Source organism: Flavobacterium sp. 245, from assembly GCF_004362055.1.
In the GTDB taxonomy this organism is placed as follows: domain Bacteria; phylum Bacteroidota; class Bacteroidia; order Flavobacteriales; family Flavobacteriaceae; genus Flavobacterium.
In genome coordinates, this window is record NZ_SNXB01000002.1 from 30,332 (window position 1) to 56,228 (window position 25,897).

Sequence of the window (25,897 nt, forward strand, 5' to 3'; positions counted from 1 at the left end):
CCAAAACGAATATATCGTCGTAAATGAGCTTATAACTTAAAATATTAATTATGAAAACTAGACAATTTTTAGCCACAGCAATTTTAGCATTAACATTCGGATTTACATCTTTTGCTCAAAAAACAGTAATGGTGGGCGGAGCTGCAATGTATCCAAACAAGAATATTATCGAAAATGCAGTTAATTCAAAAGATCATACTACATTGGTTGCTGCTGTACAAGCTGCAGATTTAGTAGAGACTTTAAAAGGCAAAGGGCCGTTCACTGTTTTTGCTCCAACAAATGAAGCTTTTGACAAATTACCAAAAGGAACTGTTGAGTCATTATTGAAACCAGAAAATAAAAAAATGCTGCAAACGATCTTAACCTATCATGTTGTTGCAGGAAAGATGAATGCTTCAGATATTGCAAAATCAATTAAAGCAGGAAAAGGAAAAGCAACGCTTAAAACAGTTAGTGGTGGAACTTTAACTGCTTGGATGGATGGAAAAGATTTATACATTACCGATGAAAACGGAAATAAATCTAAAGTTACAATTGCCGATGTGAATCAGTCGAATGGTGTTATTCATGTGGTTGATGCCGTTTTATTGCCTAAAAAATAATATTTAATCAGATCCCAATAATTAAAATTCCAAATTCAAATATAAAAGTTGGAATTTGGAATTTTAATTTTGAAATATTTCAGATTATCTTTTTGCAGTTAAAGTACTTCCAGCAGAAGCAATTACGACACATACAACAGCAAGAATTTCATAAAGGCTTAAACTTTCCTGCAGGAAAATAAAAGCACAAATAGAAGCGGCCGCAGGTTCAAGGCTCATCAAAATACTGAAGGTTCTTGGAGGAAGCTGACCTAAAGCTTTCATTTCTAATGTAAACGGAATAGCACTCGATAAAAGCGCAAGAGCAACTCCCATTCCGAAAAGCTTTGGAGTAAGATTGACCAATCCGTTTTCAAAAAAACCGAAAGGCAAAACTAAAATCGCCGCAAATAACATTCCTGTAGAAACGGCTTGACCATCATTCATTATTTTTGAGATTTTGCCTCCAAAAACAATATAAGCCGCCCAAAGCGCTCCCGCCAAAAGTGCAAATAGTACGCCTAGAGAATCTATTCGTTCGTTTGACCAAGGTGCAATTAATAAAATTCCGATTGCAGCAAGAACCACCCAACAGTAATCTACTAAACGTTTTGATCCCGCAATTGCGAGCAATAACGGACCAACAAATTCTAAAGTTACAGCGAGGCCAATTGGAATTCTTTCGATGGCAAAATAAAAGATCAGATTCATTGCTCCTAAAGACAAGCCATACGGAATTACAATTTTCCATTGCTCACGCGTAATTGCTTTTAAATTTGGCCTATAGGCCAGTAATAAAAGTAAAGCTGAAATTCCAATACGTATAGATGCCGTTCCTGCAGCGCCAATTGCTGGAAAAAGTGTTTTAGCAATTGCGGCACCGCACTGCACACTAATTATCGCTAATAAAACCGCTGGAACAGGAGGAAGATTGATTTCTCTATTTTTCATAAAAGTAAAAATGCAGAGAAATAATAAAACTATTATTTTCTGCTAAATAAAATAAATTAAATTTTCAGAATTTATTATCCTAAAGCTTTTTTTGTAACAAAAGCACGATAGCCAATAATAGCAATTTGCCATTTTTTGGCTTTTGAGATGTCTAAACCTTGTTTGGTAAAACTTGGCAAGAGAATTTTATTCAATTTGGCTAAAATTTTATACATTGCAGATTTGTTTTTTCAAAGATATAAAAAAAAGACTTTGCGAGTGGCAAAGTCTTTTGTAGTGATTTTTGGTTAAGGAATTGGTTAGAACTAAGCTTTTCTGTTTTCGTCTCTTTCAGCCATTTTTCTATTCTTTTCCTGTTGTTTCATATCTTTAGCATGCTGTTTCATTTGTTTTGCATGTTCCTTCATTTCTTTTTCATGTTGTTTCATGTCAAGTTCATAGCGTCTCATGTCCAGCTCATATTGCTTCATGTTGTTCTCATATTCTTTAGAGTCACTGCCAAATTTCATTTTCATGTCAATATTGAATTTGTCCATGTTCATATTGAATTTCTGCATCGCAATTTCGTATTGTTCCATTTGTTTTTCAAAAATGGCTTCGCGTTGGGACATTATGGTTTCGATTTGTTTTTCATAAGCCTTCATATCAGGTTCAAAAGCTTCCATTTTTTTCTCAAACTCAGCCATTTCTTTTTCAAACTGAGCCATTGCGACTTTGTCTTTTGCGTCTCTTGGTGCTCTAGGAGGTTTTGGCATTTTAGACATATCAATTGCTGGCGCTGGAGGCAGTGGTCCGGCTGGGAATGCTGGTGCAGCAGGAGGAACAGGAGCAACCATATTGCCTGGAGCGCTTGGCGGAGCAGGTGCATCTGGAGCTTCAGGGGCATCAGCTTCGTTCTTAAAATCGGTAATAACTACATTTTGAGTTTTGACCATTGTTGGAGTAGTAATAGTTTCTCCGTTAACTAAAACAATATTTTTAGTACCATTATCATCTGTATTTAATACAATATTACACTCTTTAATTGCTTGTGTACTATTTACTTGCAAAATTTGTTTTTTACCGTTTTCTTTAACAATCTGAATTTTAATAGAAGTAATTTCGTTGTTGCTGTTTCTTTTTAAATCTGAAATTGTAACATCAACATTATGTTCTGATTTAAGTTTTGCTGTTAAGTCTTTTAATTCTTGATCTGTAGTTGATTTAGTAATTCTGAAAACCTCGGCATCTTGAATTTCTGTGACTGCAGTTTTTTCTGCCAAAGCTTTTTTCTCTTGAGCAATCGTTTTTATTTGAAATAAAAATATAAAAGCTGCAAGGGCCGGAATCACAGCATAATATTTCCAGTAATTCCATTTTTTTGATTGATTTTTGTTTAACATGACAATTCGTTTTTTGATTAATGATTGATAAAAATGATTGGTGATTGCAACACAAGTTTCATGTGTTGTTATTTTTAAAAGTGTGTATTGATACGCTTTTTTGTCTGATAATTTTTTTGAAGCTTCATTATCGGCAATAAATTCTAAATTTTGCAAAATCGCTTTTTTGTAAAGCCAAATAATTGGATTGAACCAGAAAAGAATACAGAAAATTCTCGAAATAATTACATCAACAGTATGATGTTGATCGCTGTGTACTTTTTCATGCTCTAAAATACTTTGTAATTCTGCTTCGCTGTACAGTGATGAGTTGTACACGATGTAATCAAAATAAGAAAAAGGAGCAATGTTCTCCGTGACATCAACAAATTTAAAGTCTTCCTGTTGTTTTACTTTTTTTCCTTTTAAAACGGAATTTAAGCTATAAAAATCGATAGCAAATTTTAGCATAAAAGCAGCAAATCCAATTGCGTAAATAGCAAGTGAAACCAGATTCCAATTTATTTCAAAAGGCTCTTCTTCAATAGCTTGCAATTGATTATACGACGAAACATAATCATGATTTAGAGAAGCAGTTTGAGCAACAGGCGAGTAGAGTATTGGAGCTGGATCAACCCAGACTACTTTTGTGTAAATTACAAAAGGTAATACAACCGAAGTAATTAATCCCGCTAATAAAAAATATCTATTACTGGTAAAGAAAGTCTCTTTGCGCAGTAAAAAATAATAAGCAAAATAGAACAAAGCTATTAAACTGCCTGATTTTATGATAAAAGTGAAAAGTGCTTCCATAACGATTATTTTTCTTCTTTTGGATTTTCAATCATTGCTAAAATTTCGCGTAATTCGTTTGCCGAAATTTTTTCTTCTTTGGCGAAAAACGAAACCATACTTTTATACGAGCTGTTGAAATAATTATCAATTGCTGTACTCATAAAGCCTTTTCGGTATTCTTCAATACTCACAATAGGGTAATATTGATGCGTATTTCCAAAAGCGTTATGACTAACATATCCTTTTTCTTCAAGATTGCGCACAATAGTCGAAAGCGTGTTATAATGCGGTTGTTCTTCTGTAATTTCGGACTGAATTTCTTTTACAAAAGCTTTTCTAAGCTTCCATAAAATGTGCATTATCTCTTCTTCTTTGTTGGTTAATTTTTGCATTATTTTGGTTTTGGCTGTTAAAAATAGTTGGTTAAATGAGCCTCGTATTTATTTTCGATTGTAATGAATCGTAAATTTTAATTTGTTGGATGACCTTTTACAACTTTTCCTTGTAAATCTTCAAACTGACTTTTTCCAAACGTAGTTTTAGTTGTAATTTCGACTACACCATTTTTTGCAATATCTCCATATTTATCTTCAGCAGACTTTCCTAATAAAGTGGTGACAGTGCTGATTTTTTTCTGGTCAATATCACTAATATTAAAATCTGGACTTGCTATAGTGCCATTTATAATAATCAAAGGTTTTTGTTCGATAATTAATTTATTAGAATCATTACTGTTTGTAAATATCATAACCCTGTTACTTGGCTTGCTGTTAGAATTTACGCTAACGCTAACAGATTCATTTGTATTTACGCTTACATTAGTAGCGTTAGTATTTGCATTACTGCTTGTAGTAACGCTTGTATGAGTATTATCAGTAGTTTTAACATCACAGTCTATTTTAGAATTTTGAACATTTTTTACTTCAACCTTTCTCTCTTTATTGACAACTTTCACCTGATTTTCTTGATTTTCAGATAAAAAGTCAATTTTTATCGATCCATCATCTTCTGTTGTAACAATAATTTGGCAATCTTTAATGGCTTTACTTCCTCTCACCATAAAAGTTTGATTTTGCTGAGAACCTTTTTGTACTTCAACTTTAATAGAAGTAAGTTCATTGTTTGAATTTCGCTCTACATCAGAAATAGAAGCTTTAACGTCGTGTTTTTTCTTTAAATTTTCGGCAATTTCTTTTAATTCTTGATCTGTGACTTTCTTTGAGATTTTGTAAACATCGACAGAATTACCTGTTTTAGAAACTTCATTTCTACTGGCTTGCTGTCTTTCTTTTGCAATTACTTCGATTTGAAATAACAAAACAAAAGAGACAAGTGCTGGAATTACAACATAGTATTTCCAAGAATTCCTTTTTCGTGATTGATTCTTGTTTAACATAACAATTCGTTTTTTGATTAATGATTGATAAAAATGATTGGTGATTGCGATACAGCTTTCGTGAGTTGTGATTTTTAAAAGCGTGTATTGATACGCTCTTTTATCTGATAACTTTTTTGCGGCTTCTTTGTCAGCAATAAATTCCAGATTTTGCGCGATTGCTTTTTTATAAAGCCAGATAACTGGATTAAACCAAAACAGCAGACAAAAAATGCGGGCTATCAAAATATCTGCAGTATGATTTTGATCGCTATGCACTTTTTCGTGCTCTATAATATTCTCTAATTCTGATGAAGTGTACATTGATGAGTTGTAAACTATATACTCAAAATAGGAGAAAGGAGCAATGTTTTCGGTGGTGTCAATGAATTTGAAGTCGGCTTGTTGCTTAATTTTTTTCCCTTTCAAAACAGATTGCAAACTATAAAAGTCTAATGCGAATTTTATAAATAAAACTAAAAAGCCGAGTCCATAAATTACTAACAGAATGTAATTCCAATTAACTTCAAATGATTGATTTGAAATATTTTGAGAAATGTTTTGGGAAAGAGATACTTGACCTAATTCAAAATTTGAAACAGGAGTTGGTTGTACAAAAATTGTTTTGGTGTAAACCAAAAGTGGCAATAAAGCAGACGTTCCAAGACCTGCAAGTAAAAACCATCTATTTGTATTGAAAAATGTTTCTTTGCGAAGTAAAAAATGATAAACACAATAGAACATTACAACTAAACCTGCTGATTTTGCTATATATATGAAAAGTGCTTCCATAAACGACTATTTTTCTTCTTGTGGATTCTCGATCATAGCCAAGATCTCACGTAATTCTGCTGCAGAAATTTTTTCTTCTTTAGCAAAAAATGAAACCATGTTTTTATAAGAGCTATTAAAATAATTATCAATAGCGGTTTTCATATACTTTTTACTATACGCTTCTAGAGTGATTATAGGGTAGTATTGATGCGTATTTCCAAAAGCATTGTGCGCTACAAAACCTTTTTCCTCAAGATTGCGAACAATAGTCGAAAGTGTATTGTAATGCGGTTGGTCTTCAGTAATTTCTGCCTGAATCTCTTTTACAAAAGCTTTTTTAAGCTTCCATAAAATTTGCATGATTTCTTCTTCTTTGTTGGTTAACTTTTGCATGTCTCCTAATTTTAATCCAAACCTACAACTATTTTTCTAGTTACACAACTATAAAACTAGTTATTTAACTATTTTTTAAGTTTGAATTGCCATTTAGGCGCATGAGATTATTTCAATTTAAAGGTAATAAATTGAAAATTAATTATTTATGTAAAAATGAAAATTTAAGAAATACGTTCGCGTGTTAAAGCTTTTTTTATCCAAAAACAGCAAAGTGTTGCTACAAATCCGCTACAGGCCATAAAAAGCCAGTTGAATTGATAGTGAAAAACAGCTATAATTCCAAAGCCGACTTTTGAGCTTACAATGTGTGCCAAACTAAAACTCATTGTGTACAAAGCCATATATCTGCCTTCCTGACCGCGCGGCGCACGGCTTAAGGCAAATGCATTTGAAAACGGAAAAGTCAAGATTTCGCCAATTGAAATACAAATCATAGCAATTACAAGAATTCCTGCCCAAATATTTATTAACAGTAACACAAAACTAAAAGCCATTAAGAATGACCCGGCGATTATAATTTTTATTTTAGGAAAACCTTTTCTTTCCATAAAACCAACCGTTGGCATTTCTAAAGAAAAAATCAGAAGTCCGTTTAAAGTCATTAATAAGCCTGTCTGAAATTCACTTAATCCAAATTTCTCATTATGATATAAAGGAAGAGTGGTAAAAAGCTGAAAGAAAATCATGGCCGTGATAAAGCTCACAAACAAGAAAACCCAGAATATTTTATCATGAAAAACCGATTTAATTTCAGCAGCACTTTCGGTTTTATCATTGTGTTCTGTCTTTTTCTTTTCTTTAACCAAAAGTGCAAAAATAGATATCGAAATAATACAAGAAGCACCGTCGACCCAAAAAAGCCCAGAATATCCCATTCCCATAATAATAAGACCACCAAGAGCCGGACCAGCTGCAAAACCTAAATTTACAGCAAGACGAACAAGCGTTAAAGCTCTAGTCCTGTTTTCTGGCTTTGCATAAGCGCCAAGCGATACAAACATTGCCGGTCTAAACATATCAGCAATAGTCATCAATAAAAAAAGTGCGATACAAAGTCCCCAGAATGAGGTTATATATTGAACGAAAAAAAGTGAAACACCGCTGGTGAATAAACTAAAAATCATGATTTTGTAAAATCCAATTTTATCCGATAGTTTTCCACCAACCCATGAGCCTAACATAGAACCTAAACCAAATGAAACCATAATCCATCCCACCTGATTGTAGCTAAAATGAAGATCTTCTTTTAAATATTTAGATAAAAAAGGAAGCACCATTGTTCCGGCGCGATTGATGAAAGTGATTATGGCAAGTATCCAAATTTCTCTTGTAAATCCACGAAAATTATTGATGTAATGGTTTAAAGCAGTTTTGAGCATTATAAAATAGTCTTATTTGCAACAAAGTTAGGAAACTTTGTCACGTATTGCGGTTGTTGCTTTGTTACTTTTAAACTATTTTTGCGTAAAATTTCTAAGATGAAAAAAGCGATTGTACTTGTTATATTGATGATTTTAAATTTTGGCTACAGCCAAAAGAAATTTAGTCAAAGCGAAGCTGAAAAATTTCAGAAGCAAATTAATTCTGAATATGCTGATGCTAAGACAAGTCCGTTAATGGAAGAAGATTTAAAGACTTTTAAAACTTTAGATTTTTACCCGATAAACGAAAAGTATTTTGTAATCGCAAAGTTTGAAAAAGCGAAGAATGAAAAAGTTTTCGAAATGAAAACAACCGGAACAAGAACTCCAAAATATATAAAATACGGAACTTTATATTTTACTTTAAATGGCGTTGCCACAAAATTGAATGTTTACAGAAGTATTGATCTTTCTAAACAAGAACAATATAAAGATCATTTGTTTTTGCCTTTTTCTGATTTGACCTGTGGGAAAGAAAGCTACATTGGCGGAAGATATATTGATTTGAAAATTCCGAAAGGAAACACCATCGCCGTTGATTTTAATCAGGCTTATAATCCGTATTGTGCTTATAATCATAAATATTCTTGTCCACTAGTTCCTTTAGAGAATGATTTGAATATTGAAGTTAAAGCAGGAGTTAAGACTTTTCATTAATGGAATTTTTTAATTTTCATACACATCAATTTACAAATCAATCTGCTATTCTAGAGTTGGTTAATCAATATCCGTTGGAGTTTGATGAATCGATTCCGTTTTATTCGATCGGAATTCATCCGTGGCATATTAAGGAAAATCAAATTGATGCAGAATTAAAAATCATAGAAGAAAAGCTTCAAACCAAAAATTGTTTGGCAATTGGTGAATGCGGTTTAGATAAACGTATTGAAGTACCGTTAAACCTGCAAATCGAAGTTTTTGAAAAACAATTGGCTTTAGCCGAAAAATATAAAAAGTCTGTCGTAATTCATTGTGTTGCGGCTTTTCAGGAAGTTATTGAAATTAAGAAGAAATTAAAAATTTCAGTACCAATGATTATTCACGGTTATTCTAAAAATAGTCAGTTGGCAGAACAATTGATTGCAGCAGGATTCTATATTTCATTTGGAAAATATTTATTGCGAAATCCGGATTTAAAAACCGTTTTTCAGAATGTTCCAAATGATCGTTTTTTTCTGGAAACTGATACAATTGAAGAAAATATTCAAGAAGTTTATGAATTAGCTTCAGAATATAAAACTATAACAATAAAGGAATTGCAAGGTATTATCTCAAGTAATTATAAAAGAGTATTTGAGAAAAGTTAAGAGTGAATAGTAAGTAGTAATTAGTGAATAGTAAATAGTTTTCAGCATGTCACCCTGAGCGAAGTCGAAGGGCGCGACAATTGGAAGTTAGGCTTCGACTTCGCTCAGCCTGACAGGCAGTGAAACCTGAAACTTGAAACAAGAAAAAACAAAAACAAAAATAAACAAAAGAAGAAATGGCAGAGTGGACAGAAAGAGCCGAGCTTTTATTTACAAAAGAAGGATTAGAGAACTTGCGTAATGCAAATGTATTAGTAGTAGGATTAGGAGGAGTAGGATCATTTGCAGCTGAATTTTTAGCTAGAGCAGGCGTAGGAAACATGACGATTGTTGATGGAGATGTTGTGGATATTACGAATATTAACAGACAATTACCCGCTTTGCATTCAACAGTTGGTGAGCCAAAAATTACTATTGTTGGTGATCGTTTAATGGATATAAATCCAGAATTGAAGCTAACGCGAGTAAAAGAGTTTTTGTCACCAGAACGTGCTTTTGAAATTGTTTCTCCAGAGTTTGATTATGTGTTAGACTGTATTGACAGTATTACTCCAAAATTAAATTTAATTATTGCTGCAAAACGCAAAAGAGTAAAAATTATAAGCAGCATGGGAGCAGGAGGAAAGATGCTGGCATCTAAAGTAAAAGTTGCAGATATTTCGAAAACAATAAACTGCTATTTTTCAAAAACAATCCGTAAAAGATTAAAAGCAGCAAAAATCAATAAATTGAAAGTAGTTTTTTCATCAGAAATCCAAGATGAAAAAAGTTTAAAATTAACCGATGGAAAAAACTTCAAAAAATCTTTCTACGGAACAAACAGCTACATGCCAGGATTATTTGGACTTCACGCAGCAGAAACTGTAATTCGATATTTGATAACAAAAGAGTAAAAAAAAGGTACTAAGATGCTAAGATTCTAAGGTGCTAAGATTTTTAAAAGCTTAGAACCTGAGTTCCTCGGAACCTTAGCAACTTAAAAAAAAACTTAGAACCTCAGTCCCTTAGAACCTTAGCACCTAAAAAAAAAATGATTAAAACAGTAATTTTTGATATGGACGGCGTTATTGTCGACACAGAACCCGTTCATCGTTATGCTTATTACAAACAATTTTCAGAATTGAATATTGAAGTTTCAGAGGAAATGTACACTTCGTTTACGGGATTTTCGACTCGAAATACTTTTCAGACACTGAAAGGATTTTTCCCAGTAATTGAACATGAGGTTGAAGATTTAATTCAGAGAAAAAGAAACATTTTTAATAATGCTTTTGATACTAAAGCAGATTTGTTTTTGTTAGATGGAGTTGAAGATTTGATTAAGGATTTATATGCCAACGGAATCCAGATTATTCTGGCTTCATCAGCATCAAAAGTTACCATTGAGCGTGTTTTTACTCGATTCAATCTACATCAGTATTTTTCACATATCGTGAGTGGTGAAGATTTTCCGCAGTCAAAACCAAATCCAGCCATTTTTCTTCATGCAGCTTCTTTGTCAATTGCTCCAAAAGAGGAATGTATTATTATAGAAGACAGCACAAATGGAGTAAAAGCGGCAAAAGCTGCAGGAATTTATTGTGTTGGTTATCGAAGTCAGAATTCAAATTTGCAAGATCTTTCAGATGCTGATTTAGTAATCAATCATTTCAATGAATTAAATGCTCAAAAAATATCACAGATTGTAGTCTGAATTAAGTTAAATTTAACATTTGTTAGCTAATTGAATTTGTAAATTTGAACAGAAACAAATAAAACCTAAAATGAAAAAAATACTTATTGCATTTGCTATTTTATTAGCGCCTTTTGCTTCAGAAGCACAGATAAAAACACCACAGGCAAGTCCAAAAGCTTATATCAAACAAACTGTTGGTTTAACTGATGTTGAAGTAACGTATTCAAGACCGGGTGCGAGAGGCAGAGCGGTTTTTGGGAATTTAGTTCCGTTTGGTAAGTTATGGAGAACTGGCGCCAATGAAAATACAATTATCAACTTTAGTGATGACGTTGTAATTGATGGAAAAACTTTGAAAAAAGGGAAATATTCAATTTATACAATTCCTAAAATTGAAAGTTGGGAGATTATTTTTTACTTGTCAACGGACAACTGGGGTCTTCCAGAAAACTGGAGTGATGCTTATGTAGCCTTGAGAACTACAGTAAAAGAAGATGCATTGCCAACTCCGGTTGAGACTTTCACAATTGGAATTAATGGTTTAGATCCAAATTTTGCTTATTTAGAAATGGCTTGGGAAAATTCTCATGTAGCACTTAAATTTGAGGTTCCAACGGCAAAAACAGCAACAGCAAGTATCGAAAAAACTTTGGCTGGACCAACATCAAATGATTATTATGCAGCAGCACAATACTTATTTTCATCAAATGGAAATATAGATACTGCAAGAACATATGTTGACAAATCATTGGATATGGTTACTGACAAACCTTACTATATCTTAAGACTGAAATCAATTATTCAGGCAAAACAAGGTGATAAAAAAGGAGCAGTTGAAACAGCAAAAGCTTCATTAGCAGCTGCTGAAACGGCTAATAATCAAGATTACGTAAAAATGAATAAAGACAGTATCGCTGAGTGGAGCAGATAATTTGTTTTGAAATTCTAAATATTAAAAAATCCAAAGCTTTATAGTTTTGGATTTTTTTTGCGAGTTTTTTAACCGCAAAGAACGCAAAGTAAAAAAAAACAGTCCCTAATAATACCGCAAAGTTCGCAAAGCATTACGAAATAAGCTTTGTGAGCTTTGCGCAAATCCTTGCGAACTTTGCGGTTAAATTCTCATTTCAACTTGAAACCTGAAACCTGAAACTTTGAAACCTGAAACTTTGAAACAAAAAATCAATTCAAACTAGGCGGTTCCGGAATTTTGATATTTCTTTTGATTTTCTTTACAATCAACAGATAAAAAGTAATACCGCCCAAAATTATCAGCGACGCAATTTCAAGTTGGCCAAGACTGTTGTCGTCATTATACATTGCATTTGCAGCTGCGAGTTTTGCTTTTCCTTCTTTAATCTGAATTTGAGATAAAGATTCTAATATTTTTAAAGCTTCAGCGCTTGAAAAGGCAATTTTATCCCAGTTTTTATTTTCAACCTGACTATTAATTTCTTTACAAGAAGCCAAGAAAGCAACAAAATGCTCCTTTTCTTTATTTGTTAAAACCGTTTTGGCGTATAGTTCGTCAATATTGTGAATGATATCAAGTGTATGAATAATTTCATCTTTTTTGATATTATCATTCAAATCCAGTTTTTCAGCTTCCGATTTTATAAAGTGAAGTTCTTTCGAATATTGAAAAATATAATGCGCCACAACAAGACGGTCGTTATAAATCGCATTAATATTTTCGTTTACTTTTTTAGAATTTTGCAGCGTATTGAAGTTGCTCAAAATAATAATCAGCATCACAATCAGCAAAATAAATGCAGCTTTCGTTTTATTGCTATATTTTTTCAAATCTTTCATGGCGATGCGTTTTATAAAATTAGAAAATGCTTTTTTACGGAATCATTGTGTTTTTTGTAAATTCAATATTTTTTACTGCTTGAACCGAGGCTATTTTTATGGTTTTTGATCCTTTTGTAATATAAAAATAATAAAGACTGTTATTGTTAATTAAACTAACCTGTTGCGATTCACCGCTGTTAAAATTGAGGGTATGTTGGAATTTTAATTTGTTATTTTTAATATCGCGTGATAGAAAATAACCGCCAGCAATTCCGTATGAAAGGAAAAAAGAAGAGAGGACTATTGCAAGAGATTTTATAGAAACATCTTTAAAATAGGTTTTTATTTCAGTTTGAGACATAGCTTCTGTTGGCTTCAATTCAAATGCTTTCTGCACAAATTTTTTCTGGCTGTGTTTTGTTAAAATTTTTGGCAGATAAGAATGAAAAACAAATAAAGAAAGTATTGAAATTAAAATAATTGGGTGCGATGTAAATTCAGCAATAGGACTAATTAAAATATCCATGATGGTTGAATACTTCAAAATATTGATTCCTATTTGATAATAGAAAAAACTCTCTTTTAATATCCCCATTATTACAAGAAAAAGGTAACCGAAAGGAAGCAACTTTTGAATATCGTCTGAAATTTTCATTTGCAGTTTTTTAGTTTGTTTATGGTGGTATTTAAACTTACTAAAATAGTATTTTTTACTTACAAATGAAGAAGATTTATAGTATGAAATATTGCAATTATAATTTTAGGAGCTGTTTCCTGCTGTCCGCTATATCTTTTGTGCCGAACCCCGGCACAAAAGGATGCCGCTTCCATCAGGGCTAGGGCATCTCGGTTCTAAATTCACTTAATTATTTTTTAAACCTTTTTTAGCAAATAACAAAAATGCAATGAAAGTTAAATTCAAAACCGGAATAAAATTAAACACAAGAAAAGCTGGATTTACATTTAAATCTCTTAATCTTCTCGTGGTAACAGCCTGCATCGGAACGAATGTAAACAAGACAATAAAACAGCAGTAAAAGAAATGCAAAATAGTTTCATTATTCAAATCAATTGTACGATGCAAATGCAAAGCCAAGGCGTGTAGCAAAATTGTAAAAAAGGCATAAAGTCCATATTCAATTCTTCCTGATTTTTCAGAAAAGGAAGCATAAAAGAAAATGGCATTTCTGAAATATTTCATCTCGATTTTATTCTACAATCACTTTATCTGCATCCGGCTTTCCTCTAAAAAATAAAAACTGCAGTAACAATGATAGTACAATCGTAAGATTTGCTCCAATGAAATTCAGCCATAAATAGCCTAATTTTTCTTGATCGCTTGGGTAAATATAAATCATGAAATAATAAATGATAAATATAGTAAGCTGGCTTATTAATGCACTGTAAAACATTGGTTTTGCCTGAACACGTTTTAAGTAAAAACCAACCAGAAATATTCCTAAAACCGTTCCATAAAATATAGAACCGATAATATTTACAAGCTGAATCAAGTTTTCGAATAAAGTTCCTACACACGCAAAAAGAATTGCCACAATTCCCCAGAAAAGCGTGAAAAACTTCGTTGCCATCAAATAATGTTTTTCTGATTTTTCGCCTTTTACATTTCGTTTGTAAATATCAATTGCTGTTGTAGAAGCCAATGCATTTAATCCTGAAGCAGTTGATGACATGGCGGCAGAAATAATTACAGCTAGAAGTAAACCAATAAGTCCTTTTGGTAAATAATGCAGAATGAAGTGAAAAAAAACATAATCTTTATCATTTGTTTCGCTGTTGCTGTCGGCTTTAGAAATAATTTCTTTTGCCTTGTCACGCAAATCTTTTTCTTTGTTTGATAAAGCAACTAATTCTTTTCTTAAAATCGGATTGTCATAATCCTGATTTAACTGATCGATATAAAGCAAGTTGATTACTTTTTTGTCTTCAGAAAGTTTGTCAAGTTTCTTTTCCAGCGTATGATATTCCTCTTTAAAAGCTGATTTTTCAATGACAATTTTATTATTCGGATTGAAATTTAGAGGCACTGGATTGAATTGGAAGAAAACAAAAACCATAACTCCAGTCAATAAAATAAAAAACTGCATTGGCACTTTTAAAAGTCCGTTCATGATTAATCCCATCTGACTCTCCTTCACCGATTTTCCAGATAAATAGCGCCCAACTTGCGACTGATCTGTTCCAAAGTAAGACAGTGCCAAGAAAAAACCACCGGTAATTCCGCTCCAGAATGTATATTTTTCTTCTGGATCAAATGAAAAATCTACAATATTCATCTTGTCGTTTGCACCTGCAATATGCATTGCGCTTGTAAAAGTCATATCGTTTGGAAGGTAATGCAAAATCAAGAAGAAGGTAATAAACATCCCTGAAATAATCACAAACATTTGCTGTTTCTGCGTAACGTTAACGGCTTTTGTTCCGCCAGAAAACGTATAAATAATTACCAGAACACCAATAATAATGTTCATTATCGTTAAGTTCCACCCCAATAATGCCGATAAAATAATCGCTGGGGCATAAATCGTAAGTCCAGTTCCTAAACCTCTCTGAACCAAAAATAGGACCGCAGCGAGAGAACGTGTTTTTACATCAAATCGTTTTTCTAGAAATTCATAAGCAGTAAAAACTTTATTTTTATGATAAAGAGGAATAAACGTTATACAAATAACAATCATTGCAATTGGCAATCCAAAATAAAACTGGACAAAACCCATTCCGTCATGATAAGCCTGTCCGGGCGTCGATAGAAAAGTAATAGCACTTGCCTGAGTTGCCATTACCGAAAGCCCTACGGTGTACCAAGGCGTTTCGTTGTTTCCTAAAATGAAATCTTCAACATTTTTACTCCCTTTGGTTTTCCAAGAACCATATCCAACAATGAATAAAAGTGTAACAATAAGTACGATCCAATCAAATAGTTGCATAGGTTATGAATATAATTGCATGATTAAGAAGAAAATAAGAATATAAATAGCATTAGCCACCAAAACATAGGTGTAGCTTTTTTTCCATTTTTTTGTTTTTTTGGCTTCCATTTTACGAATGTTTTATTGCTTAAATTCTTGTTTAGGAGCTTCTATTGGCTGTTTCAGCGAAATAATATTCGACAATAATCGGTATGCGCCGGCTACACCTTCTGGCAATTCTCTAAAAAAGCTTAAACCAGTGTAAATATAGTATCCTTTTCCGTACGGAGCTACTAACAAAGCGCCATCTTTAGGAGATTCACCTTTATCATGAGATGATATGATAGGAGTGAAGGCAGCATCATACTGATCTGGATAATACAATCCTTGTTCCTGAGTCCAGCCTTGAAAATCTTTTTCAGAAATTTTATTTGGCGTATTTAAAACCGGATGATTTGGTGCTAAGAACGTGATTTTAGCATTTTCTTCGGTCACACGGTCATTGGATACTTTTAGCGGATATGGCGCAATTTGATCCGTTACCATTTTGCCATAGGTGTTGTATTGTACAATCATATTTTTGCCACCTTTTACAAAATCAAAAAGTATTTTTTGCTTGTTGGCTAAAGCATTTACGGTGTTGTAAGCACGGATTCCCGTAATGACGGTACTGAAAGAATCTAAACGCTCTGGTGTAATTTCTTCCGGCTTCAAAATAGTAACTCTATATCCCATTTGTGCTAAACTTTCAGGAACTTCATCACCAGCGCCCATAATATAGGCAATGGCGTCGCCAGATGTTTTTAAATCAATTCTAATGCATTTTGATTCAGCTGGTTTTAAGACCATTTGTTTTGTAATATGACTGTATTCGATAATCGTTTCGTCTTTGTCAAAACGTTTGTTGTCTGCGGTTGCAATAGCTTTCACTACAGCTTCTTCTGGATTTACCGGAGGCGTTACTTCAAAATAAAAAGTCTGTTCATTTCCTTTTTTATCTAAAGCAAACGGAATTTCTTTTGGTGAAATTACCCAGCTTTTTGGCAATTCTAATTGAAGATTACCTTTTATTCCGTCTTTTCCGGCACGAACTTTTACCGGAATCATTTTGCTTTTGGTATCTTTAAAAATCAATACTTTTTCTAAGATCGAAGTCGTGATCTCAGGCACAATATCAAGAAAATTATACATTTCGCCTTTCACCCCGTCATTGTATTTATAAACAACGGTACGCTCAAACGGGATTTCAACACCATTTATTTTTACGTTAAAGACAACTTTAACTTCTCTGATAATATCTGGAATTCCAATGTTTTCTTGATTCGAAACCGTGTACATTCCAACAGTTACCTTTTCTTTCAGCCAATACGGTTGTGTATATTCAATTGTGTTAGGAAGCTGTAATTGAAGGCTGATTTTTTGATCGTTATTATTTTTTAAAAGGATATTTTGAACTGTTGTTTTGTTGTCTGGTAAAGTGGTAACACTGTTTAATTGCATTTCAACAGCACATCTGTTAATTGCTTCGAGACTAAGTCTAATTGTACTTCCGGGTGTCGCTTCCTGTTCGCTAGCAACAGCTTCAAGATATAAGCCAGAGCATGATGCTATAATGTTTTTAATTGCATTGGCTTTTAATGGTTTCCAATGATCATCATCTAAAGCTTCAATCATTGTGTAAGCTTTTACCAAATCTGGTATACTTGCCGAGGGATTGCTGAAATCGTATTTTGAGATGATTTTTGAAATTAGATCACCAATTGGTTTTCCGTTTTTTACACGGTTCCAAGAAGTATCAATTCCGTCAAATAAATTATCTCTTTCTGTTGGAGTTTCACCATTAATAAGTTCCAAATATTCAGTTTCTTCACCGCGAGCGCCGGTGCTTCCAAAACCTTGTGACTGATGACGGCTTCGGCTTAAAGCAGCAATTTCTTGATTTGATTTCCCAATTCCGGTATAATAAACTCCAGTTTCTAGTTTTGTAAATTTTGATTTATTGGCTGCTTCAAATTTTTCCTGGCTTCCATAAAACCACCATGATGGATTAAAAAACTGGCGTTTTACTTGCCAAGGCGCAACATATTTTAATTGTTCCGAATATACTTTTGGATCATTAGTCAATTTAAAACTTTCAACACTCAGCATAGCCGATGATGTATGATGACCGTGGGTGGTACCTGGCGAACGGTGATCAAATCGGTTTATGATTACATCCGGCTGAAATTTTCTGATCGTCCAAACAACATCTGCAAGAACTTTGTCTTTATCCCAGATTTCTAAAGTTTCACTTGGATTTTTTGAAAAACCAAAATCATTCGCACGCGAAAAAAATTGTTCTCCACCGTCAATTTTTCGGGCTTCAATTAATTCCTGAGTTCTTATCACACCTAATAATTCACGAAGCTGCGGACCAATTAAATTTTGTCCTCCATCACCTCGGGTCAATGACAAATATCCAGTTCGTGCATTCATTTCGTTTGCCATATAAGAAATTAAGCGAGTGTTTTCGTCATCAGGATGCGCTGCAACATATAAAACGGAACCTAAAAAGTTTAACTTTTTGATTTGATTATAAATCTCTACAGAACTTGGTTTTTGTGGCTGTTGTGCAAATGAAAATGAAATACCTGTTAATAAAATAATCAGTAACTGAATTTTTCGCATAGCGTCGTCTGGTGTTTTTGAAAGTGCATCAAAAATAGTAATTATATTTTTGAAGACTATTTAAATGAATTGTTAATGTTTGGTTATTGATTTCCTTTTTTAAGAAAAACTACTCCACAAAAAAAATGCCATCAGATGATCTCTGACGGCATTTTTTTTAAAGAATTGATTTAACGAATTAAATCAGGTGGTATTTCTTAGGATTACAGAAAAAATTATTTCAATTTGTTTTCTGTGTCGTTGTACGTTCCTGTGATAGTAACGCCACTATTTTTAGTCACTTTTCCGTAAATTGTAATAGACGAATTGTTTCCAATAAAATTAATTTTTGCACCGCTGTTTAATCTAAGGTCTCCCCAAATTACTACTGAACCTTCAATTTGCAATAAAGCATTACTATTGATAATAAGTTCTGTTGGGTTTGATTGTTGGTATTTACCTTGAGCCAAAGTTCCAGTCATATTAAAAGTTCCTCCACTGTTTAAAATCAAAGTATTTTGAACAGAAATTGATCCACAGTGTGTTAGAACTCCTCCAGAATTAACAATAATAGAGTTAAGAGCTGTTGAACCGTTATAAGATTTTACTTCGTTAGAGTTCAAAATCAAATCTTTTCCTTGATTGTAAGTTCCATATGAAGAGCAATTAGCGAAAGTTGTATTTGGTTTTTCCATCTTAATAATTTTCAAACCGCCTTTTCCGCTCGCAACATAAATATAATTTCCGCTAGATTTTACATAGTTTGATGAACCTGTAATTCCAACAGTTCCAACTAAACCAAGTGTAGTTCCAGATTTGTAAACATTTAATCCAGCTGCACCGTTTGCAACAAATGTATAACCATCGTTTACAGAAACTGCATTTGTTACATTATCCCCACCAGCAGCAGCTAATCCAATTGTTTGTAATTTAGAACCGCTGTTGATATCATAAACTCCTAAACCATTATATCCTTCAGATACTAATAACTTTGTACCGTCAAAATCAACTGTTCTTTTTGCAGCACTTACATCACTGCTTGTTGCAAATGATTTTTGAAGTGCAAGAGATGATTCATTATAGATGTTTACACCTTTTGTTCCGCTTAAAGTAACAATTTTGTCAACGCTTATCGCAACTGTACGCAAATCTTGAACCGCAACTTTTGAAGTTACTTCTTTAGAAGAATTGCTTATTTTGAACAAACTTCCTGTATCACCAGAAACCGCAAAATAAGATGATGCGCTTGCGGCAACATCAGTAGTTACTTTACTTTCAAGTTTAGTTACTGTATATTTATCAGTAAGCATTCCAGAACTTAACTGCATATTAATTACAATTGCAGGGTGAGTTAAAGACGCATCTTTATCAATATCTTTTGCTCCAGCAATAATTAAATTTCCGTTAGCGTAGGTAAGCGACGTAATATCTGTATTAGCAATTAATGCTGATGTAAGCAATTTTGGCTTATAAGGATCTGTAACATCAATAACGTCAATTGCTCCAGAATAAGCATCACCCATCATTGTATACGCTACATAAGCATAGTTTCCGTTTACAGCAACATGATTTGCTTGTAAAGTTCTTCCATTACTGTCTGTTGGCGGATTTACTTCGGCAATTTGAACCAAAGGCAATTCGCTTCCTGATTGAGCGCTATTTAATGATTTTGCTGTTGAAACATTAGTAATTGATAACACTCCAGAATTTGTATAATCAAGTCTTTTGTTTAAAGAAACTGCATCATTATTGATGGTAATTCCGTTTTCAACTGCTTGGCCATTAGAGCTATCATCATTATTGTCGCAAAAAGTAAAAAGTGACATTGCTAAAAATGAAAACAAATAAACGCTTTTTCTCATAATCCTTTGGTTTTTAAATTATTGTGCAAATATAAGGTGTATTTGTATTAAAATAAGGTATTTGTCATGAATATAATTGATTTAGATATAATTTTTGAACATTATGCAATAAATTAACATTAATCAATAATACTATGCGTGCATAAAAAAAGAGTATCAATATTATTGATACTCTTTTGTGTTGATTACTAGTTATTTAGTAATTATCTTCTGCCGTGGCCACGATGGTCATCATGGTCATCGTGATCATGTCGGTCATGTTTATCATGATGTTTTTTATCATAATGTTTATAATCTTTGTGGTCGTGACGATCATTGTATCCGTAAACGGGTCTTGCTCTGTATGGTCTTTGAGGCGCTCCGTGGTATCCTTTATAGTATTTTACTCTGTGACGATCAAAATACGTATAAGGTGTTCGTCCGTGATAATCTGTTAAGACTACTTTATAACCTCCATATAAATCATAGTTTCTGTATTGTCTTGGCAAATAAGTTGTTCGAACCCATCTTCCGCCTCCAAAATAAATAAACTGAGAAGCTCGTACATCATAATAGGCTTCAATGTCTGGCAAATAGTAATATTCCATTTCAGAATATCCTGCAGGTCCCCAAGCTGGTGGTGTTCCAATATTAACATTAATCGATACTTGAGCTTGTGTGGCATTTGCAACCAAAAGAAATAATCCGGCGATTGCTATTTTTAGTGTTTTCATTTTTTCTAAAGTTTTTTAATGTTACTCTTGCTTAGTAATATTCATATACTGTGCCAAAAATAAAAACCAAATGCATTTCGTCGGATAAAATTAGCAGTTAAACGAGTGTCAGGATGCTACGGTATTGGTAATTCATTGATAATTAAAATGTTTAGTGAAGTTTAAAAAAGATAAAAAAAATAAAAATATTTTTTGACTATTTGTAATCTACAATTCTTGGTTTTGCCAACTCAAAATTCATTAATCCAAAGTCTGTAGTCTCAAAGGTATTGGTTTTGAAAACATTATCTCCTTCAAAAGGAATACTAGGGTAGTATGACAATGATAATTGAAAAGAACTGAAAACCAAATAATCATTGCTGACGATTACTCCAAGTGTAAATTTTGAATACGCTTTATTATGAGACATTGCATTATTTGGACTTCCTAAAACTGCAACTGAATAATTAAAAAACGGATTTAGACGAAAACCTAAAAGCGAATTTGGCGAGTAAGTTTGCGTCTGCAATGATAAAACCATTTTATTGGTTCCATAAATCGCGCTGTCGAAACCGGCTAGGCCATTTTGTTCATTTATATTTAACTGATCACCTATAATATCTTCGCGATTGACGCCAATAACTATTTTTGGATTTATAAATTGCCTCAATTTCCAAGTTCCAATGCTGTAGAGTTTAGTAAAATAATTGGTTTCTATTGAAAATGCTGTTTCATAAGTTTTTGAGTCATGAAAAAAGGTTCCTGCTTCAAAATTTGCACTAAGAAACCCGAGCCTGTAATAATTTCCAAAAGAAAACCGACCACCAACATAAGGTCTCCACATTTGATTTTTATATTGAGTACCTAAAGTAACACCATAAATCCGGCCAATGGGAACGTCTTCGGTCTGACCGTTTCTAAAAATATAATTGTCTTTAATAAATTTACGAGTGTTCAGTCCAATTCCTGATAAAATGAGTTTTTGGTCCGAATAAAAATTAGTTGGATCGTAAAGTTCAGTTGGTGTTTCGCTGTAGTTTACATTCAGGAAACGTCCTGATACAATTAAATTGGTAATTCCTTTATCATCATCTTCAAAAACTTTTGAAGCTTTACCCGCCCAAAAATCTTGAAAATTATATTTAAAAGGCTGATAAGCATATGACATATCAGGAGCCTGTAAAGTATCTTTTCTAAAATTCTGCCCTACATAAATTCCGCCGGCCCATTTGGTTAAAGGCGAGTAGAACAAACGCTCAATGTTTATACTTTTAGTATAATTATTGTCGAGATCCATTTTGTAATTCAGCGTAGTTCCTATGTAGGTATTTTTAATATTAGGAATCGTGTAGGTAACATCATTTCCGTTTGCACCATCATCAAAACGATTTGTGAAACGATATTCTAACTGTTGTCCTGTTCCAAAGAAATCTTTCTCTTTGAATCCAACAGAAACTTGATTGCTCGAAATCGAAAACCGAGGAATGGTACTCCAGGAATCTAAAACTCTGATGGTAACATCCACAGAATCAGACGCTACTAATTGATGGGTTACTCGAACTGCAGTAACATACTTTTGCGCTCTTATCAAACGTTCTGTTTCCTGAATTTTATAACTATCGTAAACGCTATTTCTTTTAAATAAAAGCAAATTGTAAATGGCAATTTTTTTTGTTTTTAAATGAAGCCTATTTCCCGTTCTTTCACCCCAATTCTTCGGAACTTGCGTGGTATCTACAACAGAATGCCCAAAAGGATCCAATGTAACGATGTTTATTTTTCTAATGATTTTGCCATTGTAATTTGCCGTATCACTTGGAATAAGCAAATCGTCTTTCTTTCTAGGTTTAGTGGTTCTAAAAAGGAGTTTGTGCAGTGTTTTAGTGAAATTATTTTTTTTTGAATAATTTCTAATCTTATTATAAACGTCAGTACTGTCTTTTTTTGGAGTATTGTTTTTTGTTTTATCAGTTTGCCCGTATGTGCTTTGCAGACAAAAGCAAAGTAAAATAAAAACGATTATTTTTTTGTTCACAGACATCGGAGACATTTTTTGAATTTTTTTGAAGAGGTTTATTTTTTTAGTCGATAATTTTAGATCTTCTAATTCTCCATGTAAATTTTCTGGGTACATGATTTCCCATAACATAACCCCAAGCTTCCAAAGATTCGATTCGGTCAAAAATTATTTTTAGAATTGCTAAAAGCGGAATTGCTAAAAACATTCCCGAAATTCCAGCTGCAGCACCGCCAACAATTATCCCCATAATAGAAACAAAGGCGTTGATTTCGACTTTTGAATTAATAATTAAAGGAACCAATAAATTATTATCTATAAGCTGTACAATAACATTTACAATTAAGATTCCGAGAATAATTGAAGTTTCACCAGATCCGGTCAAAGAAGCTAAAACAGTTATTATTCCAGCAATTAATATTCCAATATACGGAATAAGATTCAAAAGTCCTGTTATAAGTCCTAATAAAATAAAATATTTGACACCAATAATCCAAAGTCCTAAGCTTGTCAATACAGACACGACAATCATTTCTAAAATTAAACTCACAATGTAATTGTTGATGGAAACTTTTATTTGTGACAAGATATTTTTAAGTATGATATGATTTTCCTTATTGATTAATTTTGCTAGAAAGAGAATAAAATGATCTTTATAAATTAAAAACAAAAAAGTGTAAATTGGTATTATAGTGCAGTCCAGAAGCAAATCTGTCATAGAGAGAATAGCCGAACCAATTGTTGCGTTTCCATTTTTGACTGAATCTTTAGTTACTGTGTCCAAGTATTTTTTCTGTTCGCCAATGCTGACATGAAATTTCTCTTTGACAAATTTGTGTATGTCTGATATAAAGGCATTTGCATTTTTCTTGATGGTATCAAAGTCATTTGCCATATCTGTGACTTCGTAGGAAATAAAAACCAAGATTCCGACAATAAATGCCGCAAAAGACAGTACACAAATTATTGCTGCCAAATGTCTCGGAAATTTTAATCTGGAATTAAAAAAGGTAAAAATAGGCAACAGTAATACGGCAAATAGAAAAGCCATTAGAACTGGTGTAATTACATCTTTTGCGATACAAAATATGTAAGCGAACGAAATTAGAGTTATTAATATGCAGGCAAGCTTTGCATAAAATGGCAATTTTAATGGCTGAGTCATTTTTAATGGAATATTAGATAAACTAAATTGGTATAACAAATATTACATTTAATAATCGTAATTGTGTTTTACCTTTTTGTCTTTAGTTTATAAAATTTCCATTCAAAAATTAATCAAAAAACTCTTTGTCTTCATACTGGACAGGCATAATAGAGATACCTTTTTGCAGTAAAAGATTGTTTGGGAAAATAATTCGCTCGCCTTCTTTGGTTCTTAAATTGACATGAAAAGCGCTGATATCTTCAATTTCAGCTTCAATAGGGAAGTCTTTGTCGTGAATTTTTATAGTGTCTCCAATCTTGAACGGGAATGAAAAAAACAAAATCATTCCAGAAGTAATATTGCTCAGAATTGACCATTGAGCAAACATTGCGACACCAATTACAGTCGCTATTGAAGATACAGTAAAAAATATATCTTTGGTTTCAACGCCCCAAATTACGATCAGACTAATGGTGACCAATATATTCATTAACAAGTGAATATATTTGATGACTAGATTTGTTCTGTGCTCTAATAACTGACTGCTGCTGGCATAGCGCCTAATTAATTTTGCAACAATAACCCGCAACGCTATTAGAGTAAGAAGCAGTACTAGTGTCGTAATTATTTCTTGGCTATATTCTTTAAAAGAAAACATAAGAGTGAATTTTATACTAATGTACTCAAATATTCGTAAACTTTAGCTGTTGGAAGTCCCATGACATTGGTATAAGAGCCTTCAACTTTTGCTACAGCCATAAAGCCAAACCATTCCTGAATACCATAAGCTCCAGCTTTATCATAAGGTTTGTAATTGTCGATATAATATAAGATGGCTTCGTCTGAGAGTTTGTTAAAAGTAACTTTTGTAACATCATGCAAAAGCGTTGAAGAAACATTGGTTTTAAAACAAACGGATGTTATAACTTCGTGCGTATCGTCGGACATTGATTTGATCATTTCAAAAGCTTCTTCGGCGTTTTTAGGTTTTCCTAAAGCTTTATTTTGATGCCAAACAATAGTGTCGCTGGTCACTAAGATTTCATTTTCTTTTAATTCGCCTTCAAATGCACTCGCTTTTAATTCGGCTAAAAAATCAGTTATTTCAACAGCTCTTAATTCAGCCGGATAAATTTCTTCAATATCTTTTAATCGAATTTCGAAATCAAGATCCAGATCTTTAAAAAATTGCTGTCTTCTTGGAGATCCTGAAGCCAGAATTAAAGTATATTTTTTTAGTTTTTCTTTAAGCATTGTACTTGATATTAAGAGTAATCACAAGAATTGACAAAATTCCGAAAAGCAAAATCAGTTTTAAAACCGTACTTAAATGATGAAATTCTTTTTGAGATTTTGCACTAAATATTTTCACAATAAAATATAACAAAGGTGCAAGAACAAAAGCAAAACCATATAGGGTGGCAATAAAAAGCTTATTTTCCATGAAATAAGTATTGATATAAAGCAAGGACAATATAAATGGAATAATTGCAAATCCTAAAGCTATTTTTGCAGCTCTGTTGATTCCAATTGCAATTGGCAAAGTGTTCATTCCTTGATTGTAATCGCCATTTACATCTTCAATATCTTTAACTATTTCTCTAATAAAATTGATCATAAAAGCAAACAGTGCGTAGTCAATCAAAATGGAAAAAAGGCTAGCCATTTGCGCTTGATTTTCGGCATTAGTTGCGGGAAACAAATCAAAAACACCAATTATAATAACACTTAGCGCTAATAAAAGTGCTACAATAAAATTGCCCAAAATCATGATTTGCTTTAAGCTTGTAGAATAAAAATAAAGCAATGAAGCAATTAAAATGAAAATAGTTGCAAAACTTGGCCTCAAAATAACATTTGATAAATAAAAACCAATAGCAACTCCGGTAATATTGAGTCCTATATAAATATTGTAGGCGCGGGTTTCAGAAATTCCTTTGCCAATAATAACATTATTTGGTTTATTAATCGAATCTGTTGCAACATCAAAAATGTCGTTAATGACATATCCGGCAGCAGCCAATAAAACAGTGCTTAAAACTAACAATGCATATTGCCAGTCGGACAATGCAAGCGGAATATTTTGCTGTTTTAAAAAGGCATAACGAAATAAAACCTGCATAAATGCAAGCATAAGTAAGTTTTGATACCGAACGAGTTTTAGATATTTCAT

General features: G+C 32.8%; 25 protein-coding genes. 6 read left to right on the forward strand and 19 right to left on the reverse strand.

What is annotated here, in order from left to right:
- The first annotated feature begins 50 nt into the window (after window positions 1-50).
- Entirely contained in the window at window positions 51-605 is a 555-nt protein-coding gene (locus EV145_RS03390; RefSeq protein WP_133523827.1) for a fasciclin domain-containing protein, read from the forward strand.
- An 84-nt stretch (window positions 606-689) separates the two neighbouring features.
- Here the strand turns inward: EV145_RS03390 and EV145_RS03395 are convergent, their stop codons facing one another.
- The 7 genes from EV145_RS03395 to EV145_RS03425 all read right to left on the reverse strand — a co-directional run bounded on the left by EV145_RS03395 (window position 690) and on the right by EV145_RS03425 (window position 7,615).
- Window positions 690-1,535 carry an EamA family transporter gene (locus EV145_RS03395; protein WP_133523828.1) on the reverse strand — a complete coding sequence of 282 codons (846 nt, stop codon included), beginning with the start codon at window positions 1,533-1,535 and terminating at the stop codon, window positions 690-692.
- A 74-nt stretch (window positions 1,536-1,609) separates the two neighbouring features.
- Window positions 1,610-1,750: an SsrA-binding protein gene (locus EV145_RS03400; RefSeq protein ID WP_133523829.1), complete on the reverse strand. Its 141-nt coding sequence runs from the start codon at window positions 1,748-1,750 to the stop codon at window positions 1,610-1,612.
- A gap of 90 nt (window positions 1,751-1,840) precedes the next feature.
- Window positions 1,841-3,709 (reverse strand): M56 family metallopeptidase, encoded by a 1,869-nt coding sequence (locus tag EV145_RS03405; protein WP_133523830.1) that lies wholly within the window; start codon window positions 3,707-3,709, stop codon window positions 1,841-1,843.
- Between the two features lie 5 nt (window positions 3,710-3,714).
- On the reverse strand, window positions 3,715-4,083 hold the full coding sequence (locus EV145_RS03410; RefSeq protein WP_133523831.1) for a BlaI/MecI/CopY family transcriptional regulator: 369 nt from the start codon (window positions 4,081-4,083) through the stop codon (window positions 3,715-3,717).
- A gap of 77 nt (window positions 4,084-4,160) precedes the next feature.
- Complete coding sequence (locus EV145_RS03415) at window positions 4,161-5,858, reverse strand: M56 family metallopeptidase (RefSeq protein ID WP_133523832.1); 1,698 nt, start codon at window positions 5,856-5,858, stop codon at window positions 4,161-4,163.
- Between the two features lie 6 nt (window positions 5,859-5,864).
- The gene (locus EV145_RS03420) at window positions 5,865-6,233 is read right to left on the reverse strand and encodes a BlaI/MecI/CopY family transcriptional regulator (RefSeq protein ID WP_133523833.1); all 369 of its coding nucleotides are present in this window, start codon (window positions 6,231-6,233) and stop codon (window positions 5,865-5,867) included.
- 164 nt (window positions 6,234-6,397) lie between these two features.
- Window positions 6,398-7,615, reverse strand: coding sequence for an MDR family MFS transporter (locus EV145_RS03425; protein ID WP_133523834.1), 1,218 nt, complete (start codon window positions 7,613-7,615; stop codon window positions 6,398-6,400).
- A gap of 99 nt (window positions 7,616-7,714) precedes the next feature.
- Between EV145_RS03425 and EV145_RS03430 the strand changes: the two genes are divergently transcribed.
- The 5 genes from EV145_RS03430 to EV145_RS03450 all read left to right on the forward strand — a co-directional run bounded on the left by EV145_RS03430 (window position 7,715) and on the right by EV145_RS03450 (window position 11,570).
- Entirely contained in the window at window positions 7,715-8,314 is a 600-nt protein-coding gene (locus EV145_RS03430; protein WP_133523835.1) for a DUF1684 domain-containing protein, read from the forward strand.
- Window positions 8,314-8,964, forward strand: coding sequence for a TatD family hydrolase (locus tag EV145_RS03435; RefSeq protein WP_133523836.1), 651 nt, complete (start codon window positions 8,314-8,316; stop codon window positions 8,962-8,964). The genes EV145_RS03430 and EV145_RS03435 overlap by 1 nt, the downstream gene beginning before the upstream one ends.
- A gap of 176 nt (window positions 8,965-9,140) precedes the next feature.
- Window positions 9,141-9,857 carry a ThiF family adenylyltransferase gene (locus EV145_RS03440; RefSeq protein WP_133523837.1) on the forward strand — a complete coding sequence of 239 codons (717 nt, stop codon included), beginning with the start codon at window positions 9,141-9,143 and terminating at the stop codon, window positions 9,855-9,857.
- A gap of 137 nt (window positions 9,858-9,994) precedes the next feature.
- The gene (locus EV145_RS03445) at window positions 9,995-10,657 is read left to right on the forward strand and encodes an HAD family hydrolase (RefSeq protein WP_133523838.1); all 663 of its coding nucleotides are present in this window, start codon (window positions 9,995-9,997) and stop codon (window positions 10,655-10,657) included.
- A 70-nt stretch (window positions 10,658-10,727) separates the two neighbouring features.
- Window positions 10,728-11,570 carry a DUF2911 domain-containing protein gene (locus tag EV145_RS03450; RefSeq protein WP_133523839.1) on the forward strand — a complete coding sequence of 281 codons (843 nt, stop codon included), beginning with the start codon at window positions 10,728-10,730 and terminating at the stop codon, window positions 11,568-11,570.
- 251 nt (window positions 11,571-11,821) lie between these two features.
- Here EV145_RS03450 and EV145_RS03455 read toward each other — a convergent pair whose 3' ends face one another.
- The 12 genes from EV145_RS03455 to EV145_RS03510 all read right to left on the reverse strand — a co-directional run bounded on the left by EV145_RS03455 (window position 11,822) and on the right by EV145_RS03510 (window position 25,897).
- Window positions 11,822-12,451, reverse strand: a complete 630-nt coding sequence (locus tag EV145_RS03455; protein WP_133523840.1) for an MCP four helix bundle domain-containing protein — start codon at window positions 12,449-12,451, stop codon at window positions 11,822-11,824.
- A 34-nt stretch (window positions 12,452-12,485) separates the two neighbouring features.
- Window positions 12,486-13,088: a hypothetical protein gene (locus EV145_RS03460; RefSeq protein ID WP_133523841.1), complete on the reverse strand. Its 603-nt coding sequence runs from the start codon at window positions 13,086-13,088 to the stop codon at window positions 12,486-12,488.
- A gap of 207 nt (window positions 13,089-13,295) precedes the next feature.
- On the reverse strand, window positions 13,296-13,634 hold the full coding sequence (locus EV145_RS03465; protein WP_133523842.1) for a DUF805 domain-containing protein: 339 nt from the start codon (window positions 13,632-13,634) through the stop codon (window positions 13,296-13,298).
- A 7-nt stretch (window positions 13,635-13,641) separates the two neighbouring features.
- Entirely contained in the window at window positions 13,642-15,378 is a 1,737-nt protein-coding gene (locus EV145_RS03470) for a sodium:solute symporter (protein ID WP_133523843.1), read from the reverse strand.
- Between the two features lie 123 nt (window positions 15,379-15,501).
- Window positions 15,502-18,027 (reverse strand): PIG-L family deacetylase, encoded by a 2,526-nt coding sequence (locus tag EV145_RS03475; RefSeq protein ID WP_133523844.1) that lies wholly within the window; start codon window positions 18,025-18,027, stop codon window positions 15,502-15,504.
- 215 nt (window positions 18,028-18,242) lie between these two features.
- Window positions 18,243-19,868, reverse strand: a complete 1,626-nt coding sequence (locus tag EV145_RS03480; protein WP_133523845.1) for a hypothetical protein — start codon at window positions 19,866-19,868, stop codon at window positions 18,243-18,245.
- A 203-nt stretch (window positions 19,869-20,071) separates the two neighbouring features.
- The gene (locus tag EV145_RS03485; protein WP_133523846.1) at window positions 20,072-20,581 is read right to left on the reverse strand and encodes a hypothetical protein; all 510 of its coding nucleotides are present in this window, start codon (window positions 20,579-20,581) and stop codon (window positions 20,072-20,074) included.
- 196 nt (window positions 20,582-20,777) lie between these two features.
- A complete protein-coding gene (locus EV145_RS03490) occupies window positions 20,778-22,601 on the reverse strand; it encodes a hypothetical protein (protein ID WP_133523847.1) in 1,824 nt (607 codons plus the stop codon).
- A gap of 40 nt (window positions 22,602-22,641) precedes the next feature.
- Window positions 22,642-23,742, reverse strand: coding sequence for an AI-2E family transporter (locus tag EV145_RS03495; RefSeq protein WP_133523848.1), 1,101 nt, complete (start codon window positions 23,740-23,742; stop codon window positions 22,642-22,644).
- A 109-nt stretch (window positions 23,743-23,851) separates the two neighbouring features.
- Window positions 23,852-24,382 carry a mechanosensitive ion channel domain-containing protein gene (locus tag EV145_RS03500; RefSeq protein WP_133523849.1) on the reverse strand — a complete coding sequence of 177 codons (531 nt, stop codon included), beginning with the start codon at window positions 24,380-24,382 and terminating at the stop codon, window positions 23,852-23,854.
- An 11-nt stretch (window positions 24,383-24,393) separates the two neighbouring features.
- A complete protein-coding gene (locus tag EV145_RS03505) occupies window positions 24,394-24,978 on the reverse strand; it encodes a Maf-like protein (protein WP_133523850.1) in 585 nt (194 codons plus the stop codon).
- The gene (locus EV145_RS03510; RefSeq protein ID WP_133523851.1) at window positions 24,971-25,897 is read right to left on the reverse strand and encodes a geranylgeranylglycerol-phosphate geranylgeranyltransferase; all 927 of its coding nucleotides are present in this window, start codon (window positions 25,895-25,897) and stop codon (window positions 24,971-24,973) included. The genes EV145_RS03505 and EV145_RS03510 overlap by 8 nt, the downstream gene beginning before the upstream one ends.